At 47.4% G+C, this 25,407-nt stretch carries 15 protein-coding genes; 4 read left to right on the top strand and 11 right to left on the bottom strand.

The features are described from left to right. Positions 1-47: 47 nt before the first annotated feature. Entirely contained in the window at positions 48-1,082 is a 1,035-nt protein-coding gene (gene rlmF / locus AACQ79_RS03855; protein WP_170898504.1) for a 23S rRNA (adenine(1618)-N(6))-methyltransferase RlmF, read from the bottom strand. Beyond that, the gene (locus tag AACQ79_RS03860; RefSeq protein WP_010318598.1) at positions 1,082-1,585 is read right to left on the bottom strand and encodes a M48 metallopeptidase family protein; all 504 of its coding nucleotides are present in this window, start codon (positions 1,583-1,585) and stop codon (positions 1,082-1,084) included. The genes rlmF and AACQ79_RS03860 overlap by 1 nt, the downstream gene beginning before the upstream one ends. A 165-nt stretch (positions 1,586-1,750) precedes the next feature. Here AACQ79_RS03860 and AACQ79_RS03865 point away from each other — a divergent pair, with 165 nt between their 5' ends. Continuing rightward, on the top strand, positions 1,751-1,978 hold the full coding sequence (locus AACQ79_RS03865; RefSeq protein ID WP_010318599.1) for a glutaredoxin family protein: 228 nt from the start codon (positions 1,751-1,753) through the stop codon (positions 1,976-1,978). Between the two features lie 23 nt (positions 1,979-2,001). Here AACQ79_RS03865 and AACQ79_RS03870 read toward each other — a convergent pair whose 3' ends face one another. After that, positions 2,002-2,871 carry a LysR family transcriptional regulator gene (locus AACQ79_RS03870; RefSeq protein ID WP_026027359.1) on the bottom strand — a complete coding sequence of 290 codons (870 nt, stop codon included), beginning with the start codon at positions 2,869-2,871 and terminating at the stop codon, positions 2,002-2,004. A 154-nt stretch (positions 2,872-3,025) separates the two neighbouring features. Between AACQ79_RS03870 and AACQ79_RS03875 the strand changes: the two genes are divergently transcribed. From AACQ79_RS03875 to AACQ79_RS03885, 3 genes are all read left to right on the top strand, one after another. Beyond that, on the top strand, positions 3,026-4,240 hold the full coding sequence (locus tag AACQ79_RS03875) for an MFS transporter (protein ID WP_170898506.1): 1,215 nt from the start codon (positions 3,026-3,028) through the stop codon (positions 4,238-4,240). Between the two features lie 69 nt (positions 4,241-4,309). Further along, positions 4,310-4,876, top strand: a complete 567-nt coding sequence (locus AACQ79_RS03880) for a DUF1415 domain-containing protein (protein WP_026027360.1) — start codon at positions 4,310-4,312, stop codon at positions 4,874-4,876. A 143-nt stretch (positions 4,877-5,019) separates the two neighbouring features. Continuing rightward, complete coding sequence (locus AACQ79_RS03885) at positions 5,020-5,595, top strand: nucleoside triphosphate pyrophosphohydrolase family protein (RefSeq protein WP_010318603.1); 576 nt, start codon at positions 5,020-5,022, stop codon at positions 5,593-5,595. A gap of 228 nt (positions 5,596-5,823) precedes the next feature. Here the strand turns inward: AACQ79_RS03885 and btuD are convergent, their stop codons facing one another. The 8 genes from btuD to rtxA form a co-directional block, all read right to left on the bottom strand. Continuing rightward, positions 5,824-6,579, bottom strand: a complete 756-nt coding sequence (btuD, locus tag AACQ79_RS03890; RefSeq protein ID WP_170898508.1) for a vitamin B12 ABC transporter ATP-binding protein BtuD — start codon at positions 6,577-6,579, stop codon at positions 5,824-5,826. Then, complete coding sequence (gene btuC, locus AACQ79_RS03895) at positions 6,566-7,561, bottom strand: vitamin B12 ABC transporter permease BtuC (RefSeq protein ID WP_170898892.1); 996 nt, start codon at positions 7,559-7,561, stop codon at positions 6,566-6,568. The genes btuD and btuC overlap by 14 nt, the downstream gene beginning before the upstream one ends. Positions 7,562-7,716: 155 nt before the next feature. Then, positions 7,717-8,745, bottom strand: coding sequence for a succinylglutamate desuccinylase (locus AACQ79_RS03900; protein WP_170898510.1), 1,029 nt, complete (start codon positions 8,743-8,745; stop codon positions 7,717-7,719). A 223-nt stretch (positions 8,746-8,968) separates the two neighbouring features. After that, positions 8,969-9,571 carry a histidine phosphatase family protein gene (locus AACQ79_RS03905; protein ID WP_170898512.1) on the bottom strand — a complete coding sequence of 201 codons (603 nt, stop codon included), beginning with the start codon at positions 9,569-9,571 and terminating at the stop codon, positions 8,969-8,971. After that, positions 9,568-10,182, bottom strand: a complete 615-nt coding sequence (cobU, locus tag AACQ79_RS03910; protein ID WP_170898514.1) for a bifunctional adenosylcobinamide kinase/adenosylcobinamide-phosphate guanylyltransferase — start codon at positions 10,180-10,182, stop codon at positions 9,568-9,570. Before cobU ends, AACQ79_RS03905 begins: the two co-directional genes overlap by 4 nt. Continuing rightward, complete coding sequence (locus AACQ79_RS03915) at positions 10,182-10,982, bottom strand: adenosylcobinamide-GDP ribazoletransferase (protein WP_170898516.1); 801 nt, start codon at positions 10,980-10,982, stop codon at positions 10,182-10,184. Before AACQ79_RS03915 ends, cobU begins: the two co-directional genes overlap by 1 nt. After that, positions 10,982-12,010, bottom strand: coding sequence for a nicotinate-nucleotide--dimethylbenzimidazole phosphoribosyltransferase (gene cobT / locus AACQ79_RS03920; RefSeq protein ID WP_170898518.1), 1,029 nt, complete (start codon positions 12,008-12,010; stop codon positions 10,982-10,984). Before cobT ends, AACQ79_RS03915 begins: the two co-directional genes overlap by 1 nt. Before the next feature lie 192 nt (positions 12,011-12,202). Further along, on the bottom strand, positions 12,203-25,405 hold the full coding sequence (gene rtxA / locus AACQ79_RS03925; protein WP_170898521.1) for an MARTX multifunctional-autoprocessing repeats-in-toxin holotoxin RtxA: 13,203 nt from the start codon (positions 25,403-25,405) through the stop codon (positions 12,203-12,205). Between the last annotated feature and the right edge of the window lie 2 nt (positions 25,406-25,407).

The following is a 25,407-nucleotide window of genomic DNA, read 5'->3' on the forward strand; positions in this document are numbered from 1 at the left end:
TTGCTATCTCAACTCACTGACCAATATAGTCAATCAACGAAGTCAGCCTAGCACTTTGCCGCTAACCATTGTTTGCGTTGACTGTCATTTTGGAAACTCCATGCGATGAATCGACTCACTTTTTGCCCTTGTTGCATTTCAACAACCTTCACCACTGCAGCACCCACTTTATCTAACTGTTTTTGCATCCAACGTACATTCTCTTTTTTAGAGATCAATGTGGTGAACCACAGCACTTGCTGAGCGTAGTGTTGACTTTCAAAGGCCATGTTTTTAATAAAGGCAGCTTCACCACCGGGGCACCATAACTCAGCTTTTTGTCCACCAAAGTTGAGCGTGACCGCCTTACTTCTGTTAGCGTCTTGCCCCACAATTTCTTGACCTTTTTTGACTCGATTACGCTGTAAATTTTTCAACTTACGTTCGCTGCCTTGCTGCGCCTGTAGTTGTGATGCATGAAAAGGCGGGTTGCACGTGGTGAGATCGTAACGCTCATTTTCTTGGATAATCTGCTTAAAAATGTGTTTTGCATCGCTCTGCAAACGGCATTCAATACGTCCATTGAGTGAAGCGTTGCTATTAACCACCAGATTGGCGGATCTAATAGAGATAGGATCAATATCGCTACCAACATAGTGCCAGCCGTACTCTGCCACACCCACTATCGGATAAATACAGTTCGCTCCGACCCCAATATCAAGTGCTTGAACCTTTTCATGCTTGATTGCTGAGCACTCATCTAGCAGCAAATCGGCCACGCGATGAATATAATCAGCTCGACCGGGGATCGGCGGGCACAAATACCCAGCGGGAATATCCCAATGGGTCACATGATAATGATGTGCCAATAACGCTTTGTTGAGCATTTTCACCGCCATCGCATCGGAGAAATTGATGCTCGGTTCACCACTCGGGTTGCGAATAACAAAGGGCTTCAAAGCAGGCAGTGTATTAATCAGCGCGGGGAAATCGTATTGTCCTTGATGCTGATTACGAGGATGTAACCCCTGCTTTGCTTTTAACGCAGGTTTTTTATGGCTCGCTTCAGGTTGGCTTTTCTGCGGCTTCACTTTGGCTGACATTACTGCTCCTCTTTTAAATCGAGATACATCATAAATAATCGTGCATCAAACTCGAGCTGATGATAATTCGGTTCCATATGGCAACACAGTTGATAAAAAGCCTTGTTGTGCTCTTTCTCTTTGATGTGAGCCAGCTCATGTACCACTAGCATGCGCAACAGCGGCTCCGGTGCTTCTTTAAACATGCTCGCTATGCGGATCTCATTTTTAGATTTGATTTTCCCACCATGCACTTTGGCAACATAACTGTGCAACCCTAGTGCGTTATTGATAATGTGGATTTTATTGTCGTACACCACTTTACTGATCGGCGCCGTTTTCTTCATGTATTGATTTTTGAGATCAATCGCGTAGTTAAACAACGCTTTTTCACTTTGAATCGAATGGCGCTGTGGGTAACGTTGCTCAAACCAACTAACGAATTTACCGGCCGTGATCAACTGTTCAACTTGTGAAACGAGATGAGGCGGATAGTTTTGTATGTAACGAAAAGATGGATGCATAGCCCAGCAACTGACTCATAAAAAAGGCGCTAAGTGTAACTGAATCAAGCCTGCGTTTCATCTTTCCAATCACAAGGAGCAAGGCTTCGCATCCGAGAGAGTTGAAACTCAGCGCCTCGGTGGGTAAACTTGCCGCCCTTTATGTTCGGTTAATGAGTGAATTGGATGAAACGTATTGTGCTCTACGTCAAAGATAAATGCCCGCACTGTAAAGATGCTCAGCGCTATCTTGACGCCAAACAGATCCCCTACCGCTTATGTAACGCAAAAATGCAACGCGGCCGGAAGGAATTGGATGCGATCGGCGCGCGCAGTGTACCGGCTTTAAAAATTGGTGATCGAATTATGATTGGCTGGAACCCAAACAACTTTGAAAAAATCTATCAAAGTTAATCGAACGATACACATCGCCCCTTTCACACGTACTGTTTCACAAATTCAATAAAAGTACGGTCGGCATTAGACAAATAGCCCTCTTTGCGCCATGCGAGGGCTAAATCTAACCAGACTGGCGGTTCAAAAGGGATCGCTCGTACATCCGGTTCATGCTCCGTTACAAGCTCTAATAACGCAGTCACTGCGTACTCATGTTTGACAATACTTAAAATCATTGGCAACAGATTGGTTTCAAAAGAGAAATGTGCGCTGAGCTTATGCTCTTTACACACTTTATCAATGAAGTCGCGGTGGAAATAACCGGGCTTAAACATTACCAATTCATGCTCAAAAAAGGTCTTAAAATCTATCGATTCTCGTTGTGCTAACTCATGTTCTTTCCCCACTACCGCCACCATTTGCGATGATAAGAGGGGATCAACTTCTAAATCCGGAGGAAGATCATGATTGAGGATCACGCCAATATCTAGCTCACCACTGAGCAACATTTTTCTAATCGACTGAGTTCCCGCTTCTATCACCGTCATTTTTAGCAAGGGAAAGTGACTTTTAAAAGCCATTACAATTTCTGGAAAGAAATAGGATCCCATCATGCTCGGCGCGCCGAGCCTCACTTCGCCTTTGACTAACCCTTTAAGCTCATCCATCGCCAATTGTGCATCTTCAAGTTGCTGCAAAATACGAGTGGCGTGTTCATATAACACTTGCCCTTCATGGGTCAGCGTCACTTTTCGCTCATCTCTTTTTAGCAAAACAACCCCTAATTGCTGCTCAAATTTTTTAATCGAAATACTGAGTGCTGGCTGCGCAATGTGCAGTTGCTGGGCTGCTAAAGTAAAGCTGCCGCATTGAACCACAGCCGAAAAATGTTTTAGATGGCGAGTATCCATAGCTTTATGGTTCCACAAAATCAAACGAAGCGAGATTCGTCCAACGAGGTTGGGATATATTTTATATATCACGACGATATTTTTAATATATTTTATTAATCACCAAGCCACTGCTACTGTGATCACAGATACATAACGTAAGTGAAGCGTAATCATGATCGAAATTGGCAGTAAAGAATACCGAAAAGTCACTTGGGGGCTTGCTCTCGGCTCGTTCTTAGTCTTTTGTAATCTCTATCTTTTTCAGCCAATGTTGCCCTACCTTGCTACGCATTTTGCGGTTTCAGAAACCCAAATTAACTGGTTATTTGCCGCATCAACCCTCGCACTCTCCGTCAGTTTAGTCCCTTGGGCAATCAGCTCTGAATCCTTTGGCCGCCGCAAAGTGATGTTATTAGGGCTATTCATGATGCCATTAATCGGCAGCTTAATGTTGATCAGCCAACAGCTATGGGTGCTGGTTTTAACACGTGCACTAATGGGCGTCGCATTGGCCGCCTTTGCTTCGGTTGCCGTGGCTTACATGGCTGAGGAGCTTTCGCCTCAAGCATTTAGCCAAGCGATTGGTGGTTATATTGCTGCGAATTCATTAGGTGGTATTAGCGGCCGAATTTTAGGCGGTATATTGACCGATGCCTTTGGCTGGCAACAAGCCGTGATTGTGATTGCCATACTGACTTTCGTATGCGCCATCATTGTGCTGTGGTTACTGCCCATTCAACGCAATTTCACGCCGCAACGAGGCTTGTTCTTTCACCACAATCGTGCGCTGGTAAAACATCTTTCTAACCGCACACTGTGGCTAGCGATGCTGATTGGTGGTACTAACTTCGCGCTGTTTGTTAATCTCTACTCAGTGATGGGCTTTCGGCTTGTCGCCGAACCCTACTCGCTACCAATTGGCTTAGCATCATTGATCTTCCTATGTTATTTGGCGGGAACACTCAGCTCGAAACTGACCGCCAACTGGACAAAACGCTACAATGCCATTTCGGGCATGATGTTGGGAGCCTTGCTCAGTTTATCGGGGATGTGGCTAGCCTTGGTTGAATCAATCCCGTTTATGCTGATCGGTTTAATGTTGATCAGTTTCGGCGCCTTTTTTACTCATACGCTCGCCTATTCATGGGTGAGCCAAAAGGCCAGCAGCGCAAAAGCAACCGCGACCGCTCTGTATTTGGTTCATTATTATGTAGGTGGCAGCCTCGGCGGGTTTTTCCTACTCTATTGCTGGCAAAATGGCGGTTGGCCGGTGGTGGTTTCGGGTGGAATGGTGTTGTATGTGGCAATGTTTTTTCTCTGTTGGAAATTGCGCCATGATGACCGCGCACTGGCGCACCGCCAGCCGCTGCATGAATTGATCAAGTAGTGTTATCCACTCACTTTATCAAAAGACTCATGTTATGCTTGCGCCAAATTGACTGTTTTAATAAGCACTATGAGCGTAACGATAAATAAAACCGCCATCACAACTGAAGTCGAACAGTGGCTTAACGATGTGGTGATTGGCTTAAATCTCTGCCCTTTCGCCGCAAAACCACAACGTAACCAACAGATCAAAATTTTCGTCAGTGAAGCGGATACTGAAGAACAATTGCTGCAAGATATTTTGCAACAATTGCTAGAGTTAGAAGGCAGCTCGGCACAGTCTCTTGAGACCACCTTAGTGGTAGTGCCAAACATGCTCGAAGATTTTTTTGAGTACAACTTTTTTATCGATTGGGTCGAAGCATTAATTACGCAACAAGATTGGCAAGGCATCTTCCAAGTCGCTACCTTTCACCCTCACTACTGTTTTGGCGGCACACGCCCCGAAGATGACGAAAATCTAACTAACCGTTCGCCGTACCCGATTTTCCATCTTATTCGCGAAGAGAGTATGGAAAAAGTACTCAAGCACTACCCTAACCCAGAAGCGATTCCCGATACCAATATCGCTCGTGTTAGTGCTCTAAGTGACCAAGAACGCCGCCAACTGTTTCCTTATTTGTTTCTCAATAAGTAACCCTGTTCTTTAACCAAACTGATGGCATGGGTCGCAGCTTTACCATCAGTTTGTTACTATCCATTTTCTTACTATCAGTTTATTACTATTAATTTGTTACTACGCGTCACAATCCCTGTTAACCAAACCAATGGACCGAGATAATGCATTTATCCAAGCTTACTCAAGAGATTTACGATCATCTTTACCGCGATATTACCGAGTTTCGTAGCACCTTTGATCTCCCCGTTGCTGATGCCAGCAGCTTAAACGATAAAGCTGACACGTTGCATACTTCACTCGCGATTGAAGAATTGACTGAACTTGCTGAAGCTGACAATAAAACAGAACAAGCGGATGCGATCATCGATACTGTGTACGTTTTGATGGGTCGCTTAGTCCACCTAGGGCATAGCCAAGTGAGTGACAACTTAGCGATCAGCTATTTGATTGATCTTCTGCTCAATGTTGCCGTGAATCGTGGCATCGAATTTATTCCATGCTGGGATGAAGTACACAGCTCGAACATGAGTAAAGTGTGTCGCAATGAAAAAGAGTATGCCGATACCCAAGCCTACTATGCTGAACAAGGTATTGAGCTGATGGCCGTACAAAAAGGCGACTACATTATTGCTAAATGCGCACAAGATTTTGTCTCTGAAGGCAAAACGATTCGCCAAGGTAAAGTGCTCAAATCAGTCTATTACCGTCCTGCTGACCTCGCTTCATTGACGCAATAACCTTGCAAAGACTCAGATAAAAAAAACCACCTTGTGGGAGCAAGGTGGTTAAGAGACTTATAAAAAGCCTAACAAGAACGAGAATGTATCGATTCTATTAATGCGATTGGCGTGCCAACTTTTGTATAAAATATAACCATTTGTTTTTAATAGACTTATTATTTTTACTATTCTATCTCCAGCACATTGATGCGCTAAAAGTGTGCTTACTGCACGACAGTTGTGCTTTTAATCAAAGATAAGGTAAGGCTTTCCTTCAACAACAACCTGCTTCACCTGAGTCTGAAACGCTGCACTTAACGCTTGGCTCTCTAATACTTGTTCAACCGAGCCGGAACTTTGCAATACGCCATCTTGCAGTAACAGAGCGCGATCGGCATGGCGCAATGTTCGATTGAGATCGTGATTGGCCATTACTACCGATATCCCTTGCTGTGCAACCTCTTCAATCAAACGATAAAGCAACCCTTCTTGAGCAATATCAAGAGGCGCCGCAGGTTCATCTAATATCAATAACTGCGCGTAAGGGTTTAAGGTTGGCCAAATTTGCAAGCAAATACCGGCCAAGCGGACACGTTGCCATTCGCCGCCTGACAGTTGGTGAATGGATCGATGCAATTTGTCTTGAATATTCAATCGTTGAGTGAGATGAAGCACGGCTTGATTAACAACCTGAGAATGTAAATCGGCGCAACTGGGGATCGCTAAGGCAAGATATTGATAAACATCGACATTAAAAACAGGCTTGTCGTTTTGCGACAGATAAGCTCGGTGCAGTGACAGCGCCTCTAACGATGCGCTTGAAAGCTGAAGATCACCAATGTAGACCTCACCTTGGCTCTCTGTCACGCCAGCTAACGCCGACAATAAAGTGCTTTTCCCGCTGCCATTAGGCCCAATAACATGCAGCACCTCTCCCGCTTGGCAGGTAAAAGAGAGTGGTAATAAGCGTGATGAAACCTGCAGGCTATTAACGTGAATCATGGTTTTTCAACAACATCCAAATAAAAATCGGCGCACCAATGGTGGTAGTGACGACACCAAGTGGAAGCTCAGCAGCATTAAGCGCCGTTCTGGCAACGGTATCCGCGCAAACCAGTAAGAGTGCGCCGAACAGAGCCGACATAGGTAAAAGGTAGCGGTTTTCAGAACCAAACGCCAAGCGCAATAAATGCGGAACAACCAACCCAACAAAACTGATCACACCGCCCAATGCCACCGCAGCTCCTACCAGCAGCGACACGGAAAAAATCAATTTCCAACGTAGTCGATGCACATCCACACCTAACTGCTTTGCATGAGTTTCGCCCAACATCAGTTTGTCTAACGTTTTTCCTTGCAGAGCAAGCCAGATGATCACCGGAAGCGCAGCTAATGAAAGCGTATGTTGATACCAGCTTGCACCACCAATACTGCCCATCAACCAGTAAACCAGTTGCCTTAAACTGAGTTCATTACTGAAATAAAACGCCCATGTCACCACAGCACCAGATAAAATACCCAGCGCCACACCGACCAACAGTAAGCGAGTTGTGCTTAAACGCATCGCTTTAGCCATGCTGACCAGTAAAAGAGTAAACACCATCGCACCGACTACGGCACAAAGCATGAAAATTTCAGGGGAGGCCAAGGCAGGGAAGAAAAACAGCACCACTACCATCGCCACACTGGCGCCACCAGAAATACCAAGCACGCCCGGCTCTGCCAAAACATTCCCTAATAGCACTTGCAGCGCCGCGCCTGATACGGCTAGTGAAGCACCAATGATGACGGCAGAGAGCAGACGAGGAGCACGAAGTTCAGTCACTAACTGCCATTCCAGTGGTGACCAAGTGTGAAATGGGCTGATAAAGAGTTCACCCACCATCAAATAAAACGCACTCATCGTAATCAACAATGCCAGCATAGCGTAGAGGGCGTAATGCCAGCGACGCTGTTTTTTTAAGAGTAACTGATTGAACGTCATGCGCTTATATGTAAGTAAGAGAAACAATAATGGCCTAACCTTACCGTTAAGCCATTTAAATAGAAAGTGATATACCAAAGCAATCGCCTGTTAACCTTGTCAACAGACCAAAAGGTTAACAGGTCAAAAGATTAACAAGCCAAAAGTACCATCGGTTAATCGTATACCAATTGATCGTCTTCATAGCGTGTCGCCACTTTGCACACCATTAACGCGGCGCGCTGGCCTAATGCCACTTTTCGGTTAGGAAATACGATCGCTTCATCTTCATTTTTCGCCATGAGTGGCTTTTCACCATCATGACCAAATACCTCACCATGTTTAAACGCGGTGAAGTTTTCGACGTTATCATCAAACATGAAATCAAAATCGTCATGCAAACGGACGATGGTACGGCTGACACGATAAATGGTTGGCTTTCTTGGCAAGTGTTCAGGTGTCGCATTGGCTACCAAATCGCGCATGGCTAAGTCAAACGCGACTAATCGCTCTAGGTTGTTTTGACCAAGAGGTGCGACTTGTCCCAGCTCAAGCGTTAAAGCTTGCGCGGCAAAATTCTCTGCACTGTACCAACTGAAGGTACTCGAGGGTGAATTTGAAAGCAGCACCGCTTCAATATGCGCACTTTCAATCAATGCCATCAGCGCGCGGTTGCGGACAGGATGGCGGGATTTAGGGCTGACGGCAAACGAATAATGTTTGGAGTGACGAATCGCACAGTGCAAATCAAGATGCCACCGGTTTTGCTCAGCGGTGTGTTCGAAAAAGTCTTTCACTGTCTGTTTGAGATGCTGTGCAATCTCTCTTTCCAGGGAGGTATTGCCCTTTTTATCATCAAATAAACGGTTCAAATTTTCTTGCACGAAACGGGTATGTTGATTCGTCGCCTGAGGATGAGCCACAATAAATAAGCAGCGGTGTTGGACCGCTTGAAAACCTGACTGAATATCATCCACCAGCTTATTTACTAATTCCATTGGCGCAGTTTCGTCACCATGAATACCACAAGAAATAATGATGTGCTTACTCTCATCGTTGAGATGAGCGGGAATCACTTCGAGCACTCCACGCGAGAGCACTTTAAGCGTAATACCAGCTGCCGTTTTGATTTCGCCAGTGACCATTTCTTGGTCTAAATCCAAACTATCAAATAGGAAAGATTGGCGGAAAAGGGACTTCGTCATGCGTTACTCCTTTATTGCACAGCGGTATGTTAATGAATTGTAGAAGCAATTTATGTTGAGGCGATCCCACTTATCAAGATGGATAAGGGTAAACTTAACTCATCAACGATCGTCTCAATACCTTATACAAAAATACGCTTAACCAGAGGCCAGCGTTAATTGCCGGGAATTCTACCATTAAATCTGATAGTTACTCCATACTCTACTGCATGCTCACCCGGTGCTAAATTTGAATTCCGATGCTCTTCACACTCACATTCTTAGCGTTATCTTTTCCTATTTGGATATGAGTTAATGATTGATAGTCGATATTCAACACACTATACCAATGGCGGTTTTGCCAATCAGTGCCTAGAACATTGGCAAGTATCATTCTGATTGTTCCACCATGAGCGATGATTAAAGTGTCTTGCTTAATTTCTTTAATCTGAGCCTCCCAAGCACGAGTTACACGCTGATGAAAATCGGCCAAGTTTTCTGCATTCGGTAGTTGATGTTGGGCCGGATTGGTCCACAAAGTTTCCACTACTGGCCACATCGATTGCAGTTCATCAAAGGCCACACCATCGACATCACCAAAATCCATTTCTTGGAAATCAGGCTCAATTTGGTAATCCAATTTCGGCTGCTGTAAAACCAGTTGCTGCGCTAAATCATGGCAACGGCGTAGCGGCGAAGTAATGATGTTTGAGAAGGAGTAAGGGGATTTCAGCAAAGTGTGAGCGATCTGCTCTTGCCGATGTGCTTCAACGAGCACATCTGTTTTACCATTGAGCGCAGGCCGACCGACGGTTTTACCGTGGCGCATCAAATAGAGATTGATCATTGTGAGCCTTTTAAAGCGATGTCGTTTAGAGCAGTGTTTTTTAAAGCGATGTTTTTTAAAGCGATGTCTTTTAAAACAATCGGTAAGCCCGCCGCAATAAAGCTCACTCGGGTTGCTAACTTGGCTAGCGCTTGGTTAAGCCAGCCCGCGTTATCGACAAATAAGCGCGAAACCTCCCCCATCGGGATCACGCCAAGGCCCACTTCGTTAGCGACGATAACCAAAGTGGCGGGTGTTTGCTCAACGGCAAAACAGAGTTGCTCGACTCGCTTTTTTATCTCCGCTTCGTGAGCTTGCTGGCCATGGTTGTAGATAACGTTATTCAGCCACAGCGTTAAGCAGTCCACCAATACCACATCATGTGCTGAAAAAGTGGCAATTAACTCAGGCAGTTGTTCAGGGCATTCGTGCTCTTGCCATTCCGACGTTCTTTGCTGCTGGTGGTGGGCAATCCTTGCCTGCATTTCATCATCAAATGCAATCGCGGTGGCAACATAGTTAAGCTGAGCCTGCGGCAGCCGCATTAACAGGGCTTGGTGTGCTTGCTTTGCGGCCTGTTCAGCGAAACAAGACTTACCGCTACGCGCGCCACCCAAAATCAAATGCACCATTATTCAATCAGTCCCATGCTCAAATAACCCAACCCAGCGAATACAATAAGCAGCAGATAGATCAGCAGTTCCATAATCTGTTGTGCAGCGCCAAGGCAATCACCCGTGAAGCCACCAATACGCGCCATCAACCAAGCTTTGAAGAAAACACGAAAAACCACAGCAACCAATACCAAACTTAAGCTTACCTGCCAACCAAACCATAACGCAGGCGCTAAGCCGCACAGCAGTAGAAAAATGAGCTCTGGAAGGGTTTGCTTATTGGCTAGCGGCTTACTTTTGCTGCTATCGAGATCACTTACATACGGCATATCGAAAATCAACGATGCCGCTATCGCACGGCTAAAACTGTAGCCTAGCACCCACACCATCAATACGTTGCCATAACCAAGTAGCGCCTCTAAAAAGAGAAACTTACACAGTAGCGCCATCACTAAACTAGCCGCACCATAAGTGCCAATGCGGCTATCTTTCATGATGCTCAAACGGCGCTCAGCCGTCATTCCTCCGCCAATACCGTCCGCCATGTCGGTTAAGCCATCTTCATGAAACGCCCCTGTTAATAGCAAACTGGCCACCATCGTCAGTGCGATGCTCACCTCGTTCGGAAAAATCAGGATCAGCACACTGTAGATGGCACCGCAGATCGCGCCGAGTAATAGACCAACCAAGGAAAAATAGCGCCCAGATCGGTTCATTCGTTCACTGCAATAGGGCGTATTGTTAGGAATAGGAAGGCGCGAGAAGAAACTCAGCGCCAACCAGAACAGCTCTAATTGATAAGCGAAAGCGCGCAGCATTACACTGTCACTCCTGCGTCGGCAAAACTGGCCATGGTGTTATAAAACTCGGCGGCCGCTTTGGCCAAAGGTACGGCTAACACAGCACCCGTTCCCTCACCCAATCTCAACCCTAAATTAAGCAGTGGTGTCGCGTTTAACAGCTCAAGTACGCGTTGGTGGCCCGATTCATGGGACTGATGAGCAAAAATCATCAACTCGCGGCAATCCGGTTCAATAAGTGTGGCCACATACGCGGCTACCGTGACGATAAATCCATCCACCAGAATCGGCGTTTGCTGCTGGTAAGCGCCTAAAAATGCTCCGACCATTTGCACAATTTCAAAGCCGCCTACTTCCGCAAGGACCGTTTCTGGATCCAAACCACGGCAGCGTGTTACGCCTTGCTTCACCAATTGTATTTTTTTCTGATATTGCTGTGTTGAAATGCCAGTGCCGTAACCAACACACTGCTCAACAGAATGTTTAGAAAGCGCCGCTAATATCGCAGAAGCGCTACTGGTATTGCCAATGCCCATTTCACCAAACATCACCATATTGGACCCCGCACGGATTACCTGCAGCACGGCCTGATTGCCTAGCAATAGCCCTTGTTTCACTTGATCTACAGACATCGCCGCTTGACGAGCAAAGTTCTCCGTTCGGCTACCTAAGCGCTGCACAAAAAAGTGCGGATTGTCGCTTTCTACAGGGAGTAAAATCCCGCAATCTATTACTTTCATCTCGACTTGATTGCTGCGACAAAAACAGTTGATGGCCGCACCACCCGCCAGAAAGTTAAGCACCATTTGCTGAGTCACCGCGCTTGGCGCAATGCTAATCCCTTCATCTGCAATGCCGTGATCGCCAGCAAAGACCAGTACGGTAGGCTTATGAATGGTGATCTGCTGAGTGGGCTGAGGCTGATTTTGACTTTGGATTAAGGCGAGCTGGTGTGCTAATGACTCAAGTTGGCCCAGCGCTCCCAACGGTTTGGTTTTTTGATCGATTCTTTGCTGTATTGCTTGGCTATGATCTTGTTTTAACATTGCTTCTGGGCTCTTCCATGAAAAGAGAAGAGTTTACTCGTATTCGCTAGTATCGGCTAGGTTTTGCCTATTTGAGCCTAAAAAAACACCCCCTGTTTTCTACAAAATCAGGAGGCGTTTTTAGGTTTATATGGGCGCTATTGTCAAACAGACACGCCCACAAAGGCTGGTTTTAACCCATGAAAGACATGATTACGACAAGCTAAACTTCCCGGTATTCACATCCGACCATGCGGCCATAATCGCTTGCTGAGGCTGAGAAGCTAATCCATCCATAAAGTTGCTTTCTCCCACCTTAGGTGCGAAGGAACTCATGGCTTGAATGAGGTTGTCTAACGCATTATCAGTCAAACAGGTATATTCCTGCTCGCCTTGAGCGTCTTTTTCACCTAAACCGATAATAAGTTTGGCTCGATTATTTGCAAAATAATCATTGAAAGTAACACAACCTAACGCATCAAATAGCGTTTGATCGGAAGAGGTATCAGTATGGCGTGCCATAGAGATTTTCAGATCGTAACCACTACGCTCAAACCATAAACGGTTCCAATCAATACCGTTGAAGATGATATTTTCACCTTGGCGAATATCTTCAACCACGTTATCGATCACCTCACCACTGACCACAAAACTGTCTACGCCAGCACCGCCTTTGAACGTATTTTGGTAACCCCCAAGCACCATGACATCCTTACCTTCACCACCGTTTAATGTGCTGAATTTTGAGATAGCGGCGGCAATTAAGTAATCCTCGCCCTCACCAGCATTAATCGAAGCATGGTAACCCATCAGTTTGACTTCATCGTTTCCTTGGCCAGCGTCAATTCGGTTGTGATTGCCAAAGACTCTCGCAAAGTCATTGCCTGCACCAAGATCAAGTTGGTTGTTATTACCGATGGTTACAGCAAAGTCTTGATCGTCTCCCATGTCTACACGATTGAAGTTACCTGAAGTGACTGCATAGTCATTACCTGCCCCCATGGTGATCTCACCACCTTCGCCAAAGACAAAGGATTGATCATCACCCGCGCCCATAAAGACGTGGTTAATGCGTCCGGCCACAACCGCCGTATCATTACCATCACCGCCGAACATCATGTTCTCGCGACCCATTAAAACGCCCATATCGTGGCCTTCACCGCCGGTGAAAATATTGGAGACTCCCGTTGCGTAGAACACATCGTCTCCACGTCCTCCCCAGAAGTTATTATTGTCGCCTAGATAAGCGCCGAGATCTTTACCGTCACCGCCCCAGTTGAAGTTGTAATTACCCAGAGAAACGTTCATATCGCCATCCCCTTGCAAATGCCCACTGTTACGAAGGAAATCAAACGTTTTATCCTTCATATTGAGCAAATCGGCGGTGAGATTCTGCTTCAGATTACTGACCAATGATGCCATCTCTGCCTGCTTATCTTTGCTAAACATGGTGGCAAATAAATTGGGCAAATTGAGCGCATTAAAACCAAATGCGCGCTCTGGTTTGGTTTCTTCAACAGTGGCTGATACGTTTTCCGTTGCCGCAGGCGCGCCATTGAGAGTCACTTGCGCTGTATCGTTTTCCTCTGGTGCTTTCTCTTTCAGTCCATGACTTTCAGCAAAGGATTGAAGACCATCAGCCCCCATATCGATTCCCGCTTTGAGGCTATCTAGCAATTTTTCTGGGTCAGTAAATGCGCTGAGCTGCTCACCACCAAACTCGCCAATCACTTCTAGCATCTCTTTTAAAATGGCAACGCCATCTACCGCTTCATCAGTACGAGAGACTATTTTGCCATCAGCGGTGTAATTGACACCGAAGATATCACCTAAAGTCGTCTCTGCACCGACTTCAGCAAATTTACCCAGCAGCTTATTCTTAAGCTGACGAGGCAAGTCTTGCGGATTATAGGTAAAGGTCGTTTGAGCCATTCCCGTTGCTGAGAATTGCTGGGTTAACACGCCAAACAATGAACCGAGATTGGTATCCAAAATCGCTTGGATGTTGTCTCCGAACATAAAGTTCCAGTTGCCCGTGGTGACCTGAATATCGGCTCCTTGGCCACCGACCGCGAAGTTAAAGGCCAACTTCTCGTTCATTTGACGGAACTTATCCGCGCGGCTCATCTTGCCAGTATCATGATTACTATTGCCACTTAACCACTGGTTGTACTTTTTATTCAACGTGGCTTCAGCGTCAGACTTCAAGCCGCGGCTGCTGCGCTCATTCTGAGAGTCCAAATCAACCAAACTGTTGTAGTCAACACTGCTGGTTTGATCGAGACCGGACATCTCTTTAACAAATTTTTTCGCACCAGAGAGTGTCCACTGCTGTTCTTGAGCCGCTAACCAATCGGCACCCTTTCCTGATTGTGCGATGCTTTGTAATACTCCTGAAATACGTGATGCACCATCAAATGGATTGACCAGTGGCGGTGTCGGGATCGACTTATCCATCATCACGATAAGGTCATTACTGCGACCCATATTGAAACTTACGTTGCGGTTACCCATAAACATTTGAGCACCTTCAAGCGCCTGATAACCAGCGATGTCGACACTATGTTTGCTGTCACCATTACCAATATGAACCATGACATTGTTGTCACCAAAGGCCAGCGACTTAAAGCCACCCGTGCCGACTTTAATGCCCACGTTCGATGTGCCCCAGTTCACTGCCGTAAACTCACCATCACCCACATTGACTTGAATGTTACCTGAGTAGCTGAGTTTATTGTTTGCAGAAGAAGATGAGGTTTCTGTCTCCGCTTTGCGTTTTTCTGGCGCATCAAACACATCATTGTTGTCACCGATTGCACCACGCGCTGGCTCGTCAACGTCGCTGACACCAATACGAGAGAGATCGATGTCGCCTTCCGCAATACCGTTGCGAATACGTTCATCCTTGGCAACAACTTCACCTTGCTCGTCCCAGCTTAGCGACACTTTGTTGTTTTCTGCTTTTTGGACCCAATCGCCATTCGCGTCCTTGGTATGTTTACGCCCTGCCTCGTCTACGGCCAGTTCAGAACTGCGTACAGAGACATCGACACGAAGACCATTCGCATCCATCGCGTTAATAAACTGATGACCAAAGCCTTTTTGCTTATCGTCACTCACCAAAGAACAACCAACAATACTGATATGATCAGGCTTATTGTTGATGTTTTCCGCTTGATTAAACGACTGTTGGAACTTGGCCAATTTCACTGCCAGCTCATCAGCACTGTAGCCACTTAAACGCGTGTTGTTACTTTCTGAGTCATCTCGACCATGACCTACTAACTGCCAACGTAGCTTTCCATCCAGCTTTGACGGATCGCCATACACCACGCGATAGTTGCCGTCTGAATCGATCTGCACCACCACACTGCTTTCTGGGTGCTTACCCGCAAGGTTCGCAGCGGCTTTTGCAACGACATCATCGTTCTCCATTTGCACGATGATTTGACCATCAAAACGGCTTTCACCGCCGTCCGCTGTCGGAGTCACAACAACATGTTCCCAGTCATTCACATTTTGGTTGTGAAGTATCTTTCCACCAGCCAATGCTTCTTTCGTATCATCTACAGCTTTTGCATTGCCATCGACATCTAAAGCACCGGGCTTTTTAATCGGTGTAGCGTCAAACACAGGTAAATCGAGGATCCCCTGCATGGTGGTCTTATCACCAAAGGTTGGCTTGTAGCTTGCTAACGTGTTGCCATCCATTACCACCACGCGGTTGAAGATTGCTTCACCTGCGTCGTTTTTACCCAGCTTATAGCTTTGAGCCATGTTCAGATCGGACTTGCCGAAGAAACGCGTTAGGTAGTCGCCAAACTTCTCTGCTGATGAGAACTCAACAATACCAGCATTTGGATCGTAGAAGCCGTAAACACGATCGTCGCCTGAGCCTTTTGCCCAAGCTGCCATCGCATGCCCCGGAGCATCAAGTTCCAACAACACAGGTTTGCCGTTAGCCGATGCATCAGTGATTTTCTCAACCACACCGTTTACGGTCAGCGCTTGCTTCCCTTCCAGCTTTTCCTGCCACACTTTCATCGACGTATCATGCATTGGGTTCTTCGCATGAATGGCCGCTAAGCTGCTGAGCAACTTGCTTGCATTGGCTTTTTCACTGTCTGAGTAAAGGGTTGGATTGCTCAGCACCGCTGCCGCAGAGTACATCTTCTCCAGCAGTTGTCTTGCCACGCCAACTTGACCATCGTTTTCCAGCTGTTTCGCAACCAAAACGAGTTTAGAAAGTGGATCACAACGTCCACCAAAACCGTCATTCGATAGGTTCAACAGCATTAACTGTGGCGCGAGCTGTTCAGTCGCTTTCGCATCCACCACGCCAGCAGAAACAATCTCACGGAACAATCGGTTGTACTTCTCAGACTTGTTCTGGAACGTCACTTTCAGTGCACGACTTTCGATTTCCCAAGCAAGCGCACCTTTTTGCTCTGCGCTCCAGTTGCCTTTAACAAACAGATCCACCAGTTGCTTGATGCTCATATCTGAGCGGAAGCCGTCAACGATCTCCTTCGCATGGTCGTTTTTGTAACCATTTAGGAAATCTTTAGTGGTACGAATGTCTTTCGATTTACCCGGTACGCTCGTATCAGGTTTCAGCGCGTCGCCATAGCGTTTAAAGTCTTTCTCTAGCCCTTTCAGCACTTCGCCCGCTTCTACCGCTGCTTGCTCTGCATTAAACAGACCGGAGACAATTTGATCCGCGTACTGCCCCATCAAGCTGTTGCTCGCTTCGTGGCCATAGAAGGTTTGTTCACCCGTGACGTTGTAGCCAGCAATCGCGAGTTTAGCTCGTAGCTTCTCGCCTTCTTCGCCTAAACCTTCGTTGTCCGTTAGCAGCAGAATCGGCGTCTCTTTTGGCAAGCCTTTTAGGTTCTTCTCCACTGAGAACTGACCGTTAACCGCTTTCGCGATAGCCCCTACAATGCCCGCTGGATTCGCCACTTCATGAGCGGTGATGGCTTTGGTCATGCTTGGCATAGGACGGTCGAGCAATAAGCCAGAAACCGTTTGACCATTTTGCACAGCATAACGTGCTAAATCTGCAGCAATCGGGCCACCCATTGAGTAGCCATGAATGATGATGTTGCTCGGGTCAATGCCCTTGTCATTCACTAAGTACTTGAACATGGTGCGCGCGTCTTGGTACAAGCCTTTTTCACTTGGTCCGCCGTCACTTTCACCATAGCCACGCAGGTTGACTGCGAGCATGTCGATACCTTGTTTCTGATAGTGGCTGCGAATCGCACTCGCTTGTTCTTCAGAAGAAGAACCAGAACCGTGCAGGAACAACACGACTTTACCGCTGGTCGCGCTCGTTTCACCTTCGCTTGAAGCCGCTCCCTGATGGTAATACCCCGTTAGACGGCCCGATTCCCCTTTCAAGGTGACTTTCTGCGATTCACCTTGTTCTACCGCATGGTCAAGTAGGGTTTGCGTGATTTCGCCAATCTTACGGCGAGCTTCTTTATCGCCATACAACTCGTTATTGAGGAAGCGAGTCAATGGGCTCAGAGATTCTTTATCGCGCGGTGGCGTACCATCATTTTCGATGGCGACGGTTTCTTTCTGCTTCTCGTTGCCTGATAGAGCATCAAGGACATCGCTTACTTGATGACTTTGCTTCTTAGCCACGATTTCTAACTGGGCCTCTTGTAACGCTTGACCAAAGTTGAAAAGCTCGGTCGGCGTCCAAACACCAAACTTAGGCAGCCATGTGTGACCAATGAGTTTATCTGCCCCACCCGCTTTCAACACTTTAGCGACTGTGCTGGAGCAGTTTTTGGTGAGCAGTTGATAACGCGCATCCGGGTCGTTACTTAGACGATGCCATTCTGCCTGCATTGCCGCAGTATCAAGCCCTTCTAAGTTAATGCGGAATACACGGCCTTGATCCGCTTCGCTTGCTTTGAACGCTTTAATCTCCTCTAGCGCTCTTTCAGCAAACTGACGAACCACATTAGCGATGCGTTTTTCCACTAGGGCAGGATCACCACTTGCTTGAGCTTGTTTCTGTAGCTCTTCCGCAAAACGGTTTGCTACATCCATCATGTCGTAACTGGTGTCATTCCACTGTTCAACGAATGGTTGGAATACATGTGCTGGAATGCCTGTCGTTTCAAGTATATCCGGGTTGCCCAGTAGCACACTCGCATAACCTTCAGAAGCGTCTTTGTACGAAGCATCAATGCCTTTAGCGGCATTGAGTTTTTCGATAAAGCGTTTCAGCTTAGTTTCGCCGTCATTCAAACCAAAGCCATCGTTTTCTTCTGACACCATATCATGCTCAAGTGTGTCATTTTGATGAGCTGGTTGGCTGAAGTCGCTCCAACGCAATTTAAGATCAGGCTGATTTTTTGTTGCAACGTTGAAGATATTACGGATATTGGATGACTTGCTACCTAGTGGCCACCAACTCACATAATTCTGCTTGTTGAAATCAGCCGCGGCTTGACCTTCAAGCTGCGTGCGACCTTGGCCAATTTGCAATGCGGCGTGACCTAGTGTGCTGTGATCACTCGGCTTCCAGATGTACATGGTCGCGCTCACTGGCGACATGTGCTGTTCAATCGCTTGGTGTACTTTGTTTAACCCAGCGATATCAATACCTTTACCATCTTTTGCAAGATCGTTTGCAGAAAACCCAGCGAAGATAGTATCGGCAACAGCTTGACCATATTCATGACTTACGGCTACTTTTACTTTGTCAAGTACAGCATCGCTACCGCCTAGCTGATCGATATTGGCAAGATTACCTTTGCCCTTAGTGACGAAATCGCCATTTCCATCCAGATACAGATGTTTACTCTCCTTCAAGTTGGCGTTATCAAGCTGGTCATACAGACGGCTAAAGCTATCGTGAGTTTTGATGCTTTGCTCAGAGGCTGCAAGAACCGAGACTTCCTCTAAACGCACATTCACTTGGTTTAACAGTGAACTCATAGCCTCAACGCGGCCAGAATCGGGGTGACCGAGTAGGTAGCCTTCAACCTGTTTACGTAGGTTGAGCAGTTTTTCCACAGATTCCAGTTCATAGTCTGCGTGTTCAATCGTACTCGCATGGTACTCAGTCAGAGCGTCGATTACTTGTTGGTAACTTTCACCACGGATCTTCCCTGTAACACTGGCAGCATCGAGTAATTCGGTGACAGACATCAATTCTGCTTTGGTGTTGTACTTCCAAGCGCCCTCTTCTTTTTGTGCCAAAACACGCGTGCGACCCTCATGATGTGAGATAACCTTGTTATCCACCAAAAAGAGCTCATCGGGCATTTGTTCAAAATTATCGAAGTTGGCCAAAATGAAACGCTCAATGGCTTTTTGTTGAGCTGCATCTTCTGGGTTATCAAGCAGAATGGTCTTGCTCTTTCCATCGGTTCCCGGCCACGAGCGAACTTCAAAACCTTCTTCGCCTTCTTGCACTAAGAGGTTGCGCTCAGTACGAAGTGAATAGAATGGTAGAGATTCACGCAACATGTTGTCGATGGCGTTGCCACCCAATGCTATATCACTGGATGCCTCACCAAGACCTTCAAGATTCACCCCTGAAATACGAATCTCTTTTCGAGCCAAATCCTGAGGGGCTGTTGTTGGCACAACAATGCTGTCGGCGTTTGTCTCAGTGAACATCGAAGTGACAGAACTACCCGTATTTTTCGCTCGAATTCCTGCGTTAATTTGCAGGCGGTTGACTGCATTGGTCGCACCTTCTAAGGCTTCTAGCTCTTGCTCGCTCAAGCCTTCGCTAAAGCGGCCATCAGCGTTTGTTTGACTGTCAGCGTTGATATGGCGGCCCGCAACACCAGCGGCTTCGACGCTATGTGCTTGACCCACAAGGCCGCTGCCCGCAACACCTTGACGATCAGGTCGATCGCTTTCGTTTTGCTTAGCCCCTTTCGCATCATTCTGCACTTGGTTGGCTTTATGTTCCGCGTTCATCGCATCGCGATCACCACGCGATTGCGCGTCGTTTGCTGCGCTGTGTGCGTCAGATTCGGCTTGTTTCGCATCGTTGCCTTTTGCTAAAGCATCATCTTTACGTTTTTCAGCATCAATTTTAGCATCAGCAATGTCTTGCTCTGCACCCGCCAGGTTTTGCTCACCTTTTGCGACGCCCGCTTCCGATTGTGCAACCGAATCTTTGACTTTATTTTGATTGTCCGCGTGCATCTGTTTCGTGGCAGCAATCTGCTCACCAGAAACCTGTTTTGCGTTGTCCAATTGGGTTTGAACACCATCAAGCAAGCCACCGGCAAAATTGTTGCGCCATTGGTCGCCCGACTCACCCGTATGCGTGGCTTTGTCATCAAGCACATCGAGACCTTGTGCCAGTTCGGTCAACTCAGCCGTCACGGCTTCTGACTCTTCTTTCACCGCGTCACGCTGCGCTTGACCATTATTTTCCAAGGCTTGTTGGTCGGTCGACTCCAACTGGCTTTGCGAACCTGCGACAGCATCAAGCTGTTTCTGCTTTTCTTGTTCTAGACGCTGGCGATCCGCTTCTGCGCGCTCTTTATCTGATAGAGCATTCTGCGCCGCTTGATTTTGTGTTGCGTGCTCACTCACCGCATTAGTTTGCTGTGGCGTTTCTGATTTCGCCACCACATTATCTAGGATGTAGCCCAGTCCATCATTGTGGCCTGTGCCTTTGAATTCGATACGGTTACTGCCAGCATGAGCGGTCAGTTTTAAGGTTTTTTGCTGCCAAGCAGACTCGTCACCAGACGATGAGAAAACCACTTCGCCGTTCCAGAGAACATCAATGCCTTCGTTATTAGAAATGCCTGCACGTTTTGCAAAATCAAAGCTCACAGCAATGACCTCGCCTTCCGTCAGGTTCTGAATATCTTGGTAGATAGTCGTGCTTTGATCTGTTGCCAATTCAGACACATTGTTACCGTGCCCATCCCGCTCCAAACCATATGAACTTGCAGAAACATAAGCTTCGACACCATGCGTAGAACTCCAACCGAAATCACTCTGCTCAAAATCGCCATTAACAATGAGATTTGGCCCTTGAACTTGGTCCGAAGAGTCGTCAACGCTGAGCGCATTTTGCATTGGATTGAGATCAGGTGCGTCTACCTTGGTCACACTACCTGTTAGGCTGTCTCCCAAATCAGAGCCCACTTCTTCAATCGCCTCCATTTGGAAGCCATCCAGCTTGGTAATTTCAGGTGTCGCAATCGCACCACGGCCTTTATGCGTGCCGGATGATGATGCTTCATCGCCTTGCACTAAGTAGTTGATGGCTTGGCTACCACCTACACCAAGTACGGTTTGCTTGATGTTATCAAACAGGGCGGAGAGCTTGTTGCTACTGGTGTTGCTCGACGCGACCGCCAAACTGTAGAAATCACCATTACCGATTTTGATCGCCACGTTGTTTTGAGCGTAAGAAGCATTAACCCCTAGACCATCACCAACATGAATATTAGCGTTGGCTTTACCTTTCATGACCGCGACGTTCAAACCATCGCCGATTTTGGTATTGACGTTGTATTGGCCCCAAGCAACATTGACCGAAATACCATCACCAACCACGGTGTTAATATTGGCATCACCATAAGCGGCGGTGACGTTTAGGCCATCTCCCACTCGAGTCGTTACGTTCGCTTTACCTTTCGCAGCGGTCACCTGCATACCATCACCGACTTTGGTGACGATGTTGCCCTTACTCCAAAGTGCGTTAAAGCTATCGCCATCACCCACTTGAGTCACGATGTTGGCTTCACCTTTGGCTAGCACAACATTTCGGCCATTACCCACTTTGCTGATAACGTTTGCTTTGCCCCAAGCACCGGTATAATCATCACCATCACCCACATGGGTAATGATGTTGGCTTGACCTTGCACGACAGAGACTTCTTGACCATCGCCCACTTTGCTGATGACGTTGGCTTCACCTTTGGCAAAATTATAGCGATCTCCATCACCGACATGAGTAAACACGTTGGCTTGACCCCAAGCCACGTTAACGCCCAAACCATCACCGACTTTGGTAATGATGTTTGCCTTGCCCTTGGCAATACCAATAGTCGTGCCATCTCCGACATGGGTCATCACGTTGCCGATATCGGAAATCAACAGACCTACCGTGGTGCCTTCGCCCACTTTTGTGAGGATATTGCCTTTACCCGCCATTACAGCCGCGGTGGTTGCATCACCGACATGAGTCACGATGTTGGCTTTCGCCGCGGCCACAACCCCCATGAAATCATCACCCACTTTGGTGACGATATTGGCTTCGCCCAGTGCTAACACGCCCGTTAGACCATCGCCGACATGCGTCATGATGTTCGCTTTACCGAACATCGCCGCCAGCGTTGTGCCGTTGCCGACTTTGGTCATCACGTTCACTTCGCCCGCAAATATTCCTAAGCTAGTTCCATCGCCGACATGCGTGTAGATGTTTGCTTTACCGACCATCAGCGCAGCGGTGAGATCATCGCCCACTTTGGTCATGATATTGGCTTGGCCAATCATCGCCGCAAACGTGCTGCCGCTACCTACATGGGTAAAGATATTAGCGTTACCCACCATAGCCGCAAGTGTAGTTCCATTACCAACTTTAGTTGCTATGTTGCCTTTGGCTAACATAAGCGCCACCGACATACCATCACCGATATGGGTGAAGGCGTTAGCTTCGGCCACCATTAACGCGAGAGCATCACCGTTGCCCACTTTGGTAAAGACGTTACCAAGGCCGCCCATCAGTGCCCAAGCATTCCCTTCGCCCACATGGGTAAAGATATTGCCTGCCCCAATCATGACTGCAATGGATGTTCCATCGCCCACTTTAGTGAAGATGTTGCCTGCGGCGCCCATTACACCAAGGGTTTGGCCATCACCAACATGCGTTAGCACGTTGCCAACACCAAGCATAATGCCGGTCGTATCGCCATTCCCGACTTTCGTTAGAATGTTCGCGCCGCCTACCATTACGCCCGCTGTGGTGCCATCACCGACATGGGTGAGTACGTTAGCGCCTCCGCCCATCACAGCAAGGGTGTTGCCTTTGCCTTTTTTGGTGAGAATATTTGCGCCGCCGAGTGCCACCGCCGTGGTATTCGATAATTGATCATCACTGCTGATATGGGTAATCACGTTCGCACCACCCAGCATGCCCGCCGTGAGTTCACCATCACCCATTTTGGTCAGTACGTTTGCACCACCAGCCAGTACCGAAGCCACATCGCCTTGACCGACTTGCGTCATGACATTGAAACCGCCAGCCGCTAGCCATAGTGCATCACCACTACCGATTTGCGTGTGCGTGTTATAGCCGCCCAGTAGAGTAACTCGACTATTGCCTTGGCCTTTCTGTACCGAGATGTTGCCGTAAGCCAATAAGTGAGCCAGATAGTCGCCGTTACCGACACGAACCAGCACGTTCAACGCACCACCCGCGTAAACATCCATCTTGCCTTGCTGACTTTGGTGCACTAATACGTTTGCCAAACCTACGCCGCGGAAGGTGAGATCCCCTTCTTCGCCACTTTTGACAATCACGTTAGCCGCGCCTGCACCGTTAAATTCAGTGTTACCGAACTGAGAGCTATGCAGGATCACGTTGGCAAGACCGCCACCGTTAAAGTAAACATGACCGCGTGTTACGTTGGATTTAATAACGTTACCGCCACCGACACCATTGAAATGAACATCGCCAGAGCTTTCGCCGCTATCACTTACGGGTTTGAATAAGGTTTGATCCGTGTATTCGTCGATATCGGCCACTGTTTCGCTGGTACTTCTTACCGCGTTAACGCTGTAATGCAAGTCGCTGAGCGAGTAGCCCCCTTTACCCATTGGGTTATACCCAGTTGCAGACGAAATATCTTGGTTGGCTATATTGGCAGTGTGATCACCTTCTTTATACCAAGAGCGAGCTTGATATTTCAGCGCACCGGTTTCGGCATCGTTAGCCAGCTCAACCACTACAATTTTTGTGTAAGGCCCAAGCACTTTAGCGTAAACATAAGTGTTGGGTTTGCGGTTTGATTTCACCGCTTTGACATCAACCTTAGTGCCATCAGCATAAATCGCATGACCGCCCATTTTGGCATCCGACAATGACACCTCTTTCGCATCAACCACCGCGCCATTGGCGTAAGTCACCCACTCATATTCAGTCAGGCTTTTCTCAACCGCATGAACAGTCACTGATTGCTGATGTTCAATGACAATATTAGAAAGGGTGTAACCACCGTTGACTGGATTGGACTCAAAGCCACCTGAAGAAGAAACATCGGAATGAGCAAGATCGGTTAAGTGATTACCCTGCTTGAACCATGCCTCTGAGTAGTACTTGAGTTTGCCGGATTCAGCATCGTTATAGAGACGGATTTTGTTGATTTTGGTGTAAGTACCATCTGCAATAGCGAACAAATAAGTATTTGGCTCTCGCTCTGATTTTACAGCGTTAACCGAATGAAACTTGTTGCCGTTATCAATCGATAAACCGTGCATCTGTGCGGCAGTGAGAACGATCTCATCCACTTTGGCATATTCCATACCTTGAGCATCAAAGTCGCCGCCACTACCTTTACGAGTAATGGTGTTATAAGCACCGCCGCCCGAGAAGTGAATATCACCATGTGCCACATCAGAGTAAAGGCTGTTGTAACCACCCACACCTTCGAAGCGAATATTACCGCGTGTTTCGGTATACACATCGTTCGCATTGTGCGTACGCTCAATTCGGTTGGATGCCCCGGCACCCGCTAGGGTAATATCCCCAACCTTGCCTTTGCGAACCAAATGGTTATCCGCACCAGCTCCACTAAAGTGCAAGTTACCGCTTTCAACACGTGAGCTAATACTGTTAGCAACCCCCGCGCCGACAAAACGCACATCACCTTGAGATCCTTGATACTGGTTAAACCAAGTACGATCGATTTTATTGCCCGCACCTGCACCTTCGAAATTCAAGTTTCCATGATTGGTTTCATGCCAGATAGCGTTGTAGCCACCAGCACCTTGGAAAGAAACATGGCCTGATAACCCTTGGCGCTTAATGTGGTTATAAGCCGCAGCACCTGCGTAGCTGATGTTGCCATGCTGGCCGTCATGACCAATGTCTACACCACCAGCAGCACCTGAAAATGAGAGATTACCGTCTCCGTTTTTCTTGATATCAGCATAACCCGCAGCGCCTCGAACGCTCAGGTTCCCCGTTGTGTCCTCAACTTTTAGATAGCCGGCCCCCGCCGATACCGTATCGTTACCTGAACCGGTATATACCGTGGCTCCGATCGACCCCAGATGAATATGATCATCTCCGCCATAAGCATGAATTTCGCCGCCAAAACCGATGGCAACAATGTCGTTATTTCCATCGTCGGCGGAATAATTTCCGGTGAAGAAGTATTCGACACTTCTCCAAAATGGTTTTCCCATAG

It is taken from the genome of Vibrio sp. 3-2(1) (genome assembly GCF_963887575.1).
GTDB classification, from domain to species: domain Bacteria; phylum Pseudomonadota; class Gammaproteobacteria; order Enterobacterales; family Vibrionaceae; genus Vibrio; species Vibrio anguillarum.

Bases quoted from the DNA above. Each gene is read 5' to 3' on its own strand.
- rlmF (WP_170898504.1), bottom strand. From the start codon at position 1,082: ATGTCAGCCAAAGTGAAGCCGCAGAAAAGCCAACCTGAAGCGAGCCAT.
- AACQ79_RS03860 (WP_010318598.1), bottom strand. From the start codon at position 1,585: ATGCATCCATCTTTTCGTTACATACAAAACTATCCGCCTCATCTCGTT.
- AACQ79_RS03865 (WP_010318599.1), top strand. From the start codon at position 1,751: ATGAAACGTATTGTGCTCTACGTCAAAGATAAATGCCCGCACTGTAAA.
- AACQ79_RS03870 (WP_026027359.1), bottom strand. From the start codon at position 2,871: ATGGATACTCGCCATCTAAAACATTTTTCGGCTGTGGTTCAATGCGGC.
- AACQ79_RS03875 (WP_170898506.1), top strand. From the start codon at position 3,026: ATGATCGAAATTGGCAGTAAAGAATACCGAAAAGTCACTTGGGGGCTT.
- AACQ79_RS03880 (WP_026027360.1), top strand. From the start codon at position 4,310: ATGAGCGTAACGATAAATAAAACCGCCATCACAACTGAAGTCGAACAG.
- AACQ79_RS03885 (WP_010318603.1), top strand. From the start codon at position 5,020: ATGCATTTATCCAAGCTTACTCAAGAGATTTACGATCATCTTTACCGC.
- btuD (WP_170898508.1), bottom strand. From the start codon at position 6,579: ATGATTCACGTTAATAGCCTGCAGGTTTCATCACGCTTATTACCACTC.
- btuC (WP_170898892.1), bottom strand. From the start codon at position 7,561: ATGACGTTCAATCAGTTACTCTTAAAAAAACAGCGTCGCTGGCATTAC.
- AACQ79_RS03900 (WP_170898510.1), bottom strand. From the start codon at position 8,745: ATGACGAAGTCCCTTTTCCGCCAATCTTTCCTATTTGATAGTTTGGAT.
- AACQ79_RS03905 (WP_170898512.1), bottom strand. From the start codon at position 9,571: ATGATCAATCTCTATTTGATGCGCCACGGTAAAACCGTCGGTCGGCCT.
- cobU (WP_170898514.1), bottom strand. From the start codon at position 10,182: ATGGTGCATTTGATTTTGGGTGGCGCGCGTAGCGGTAAGTCTTGTTTC.
- AACQ79_RS03915 (WP_170898516.1), bottom strand. From the start codon at position 10,982: ATGCTGCGCGCTTTCGCTTATCAATTAGAGCTGTTCTGGTTGGCGCTG.
- cobT (WP_170898518.1), bottom strand. From the start codon at position 12,010: ATGTTAAAACAAGATCATAGCCAAGCAATACAGCAAAGAATCGATCAA.
- rtxA (WP_170898521.1), bottom strand. From the start codon at position 25,405: ATGGGAAAACCATTTTGGAGAAGTGTCGAATACTTCTTCACCGGAAAT.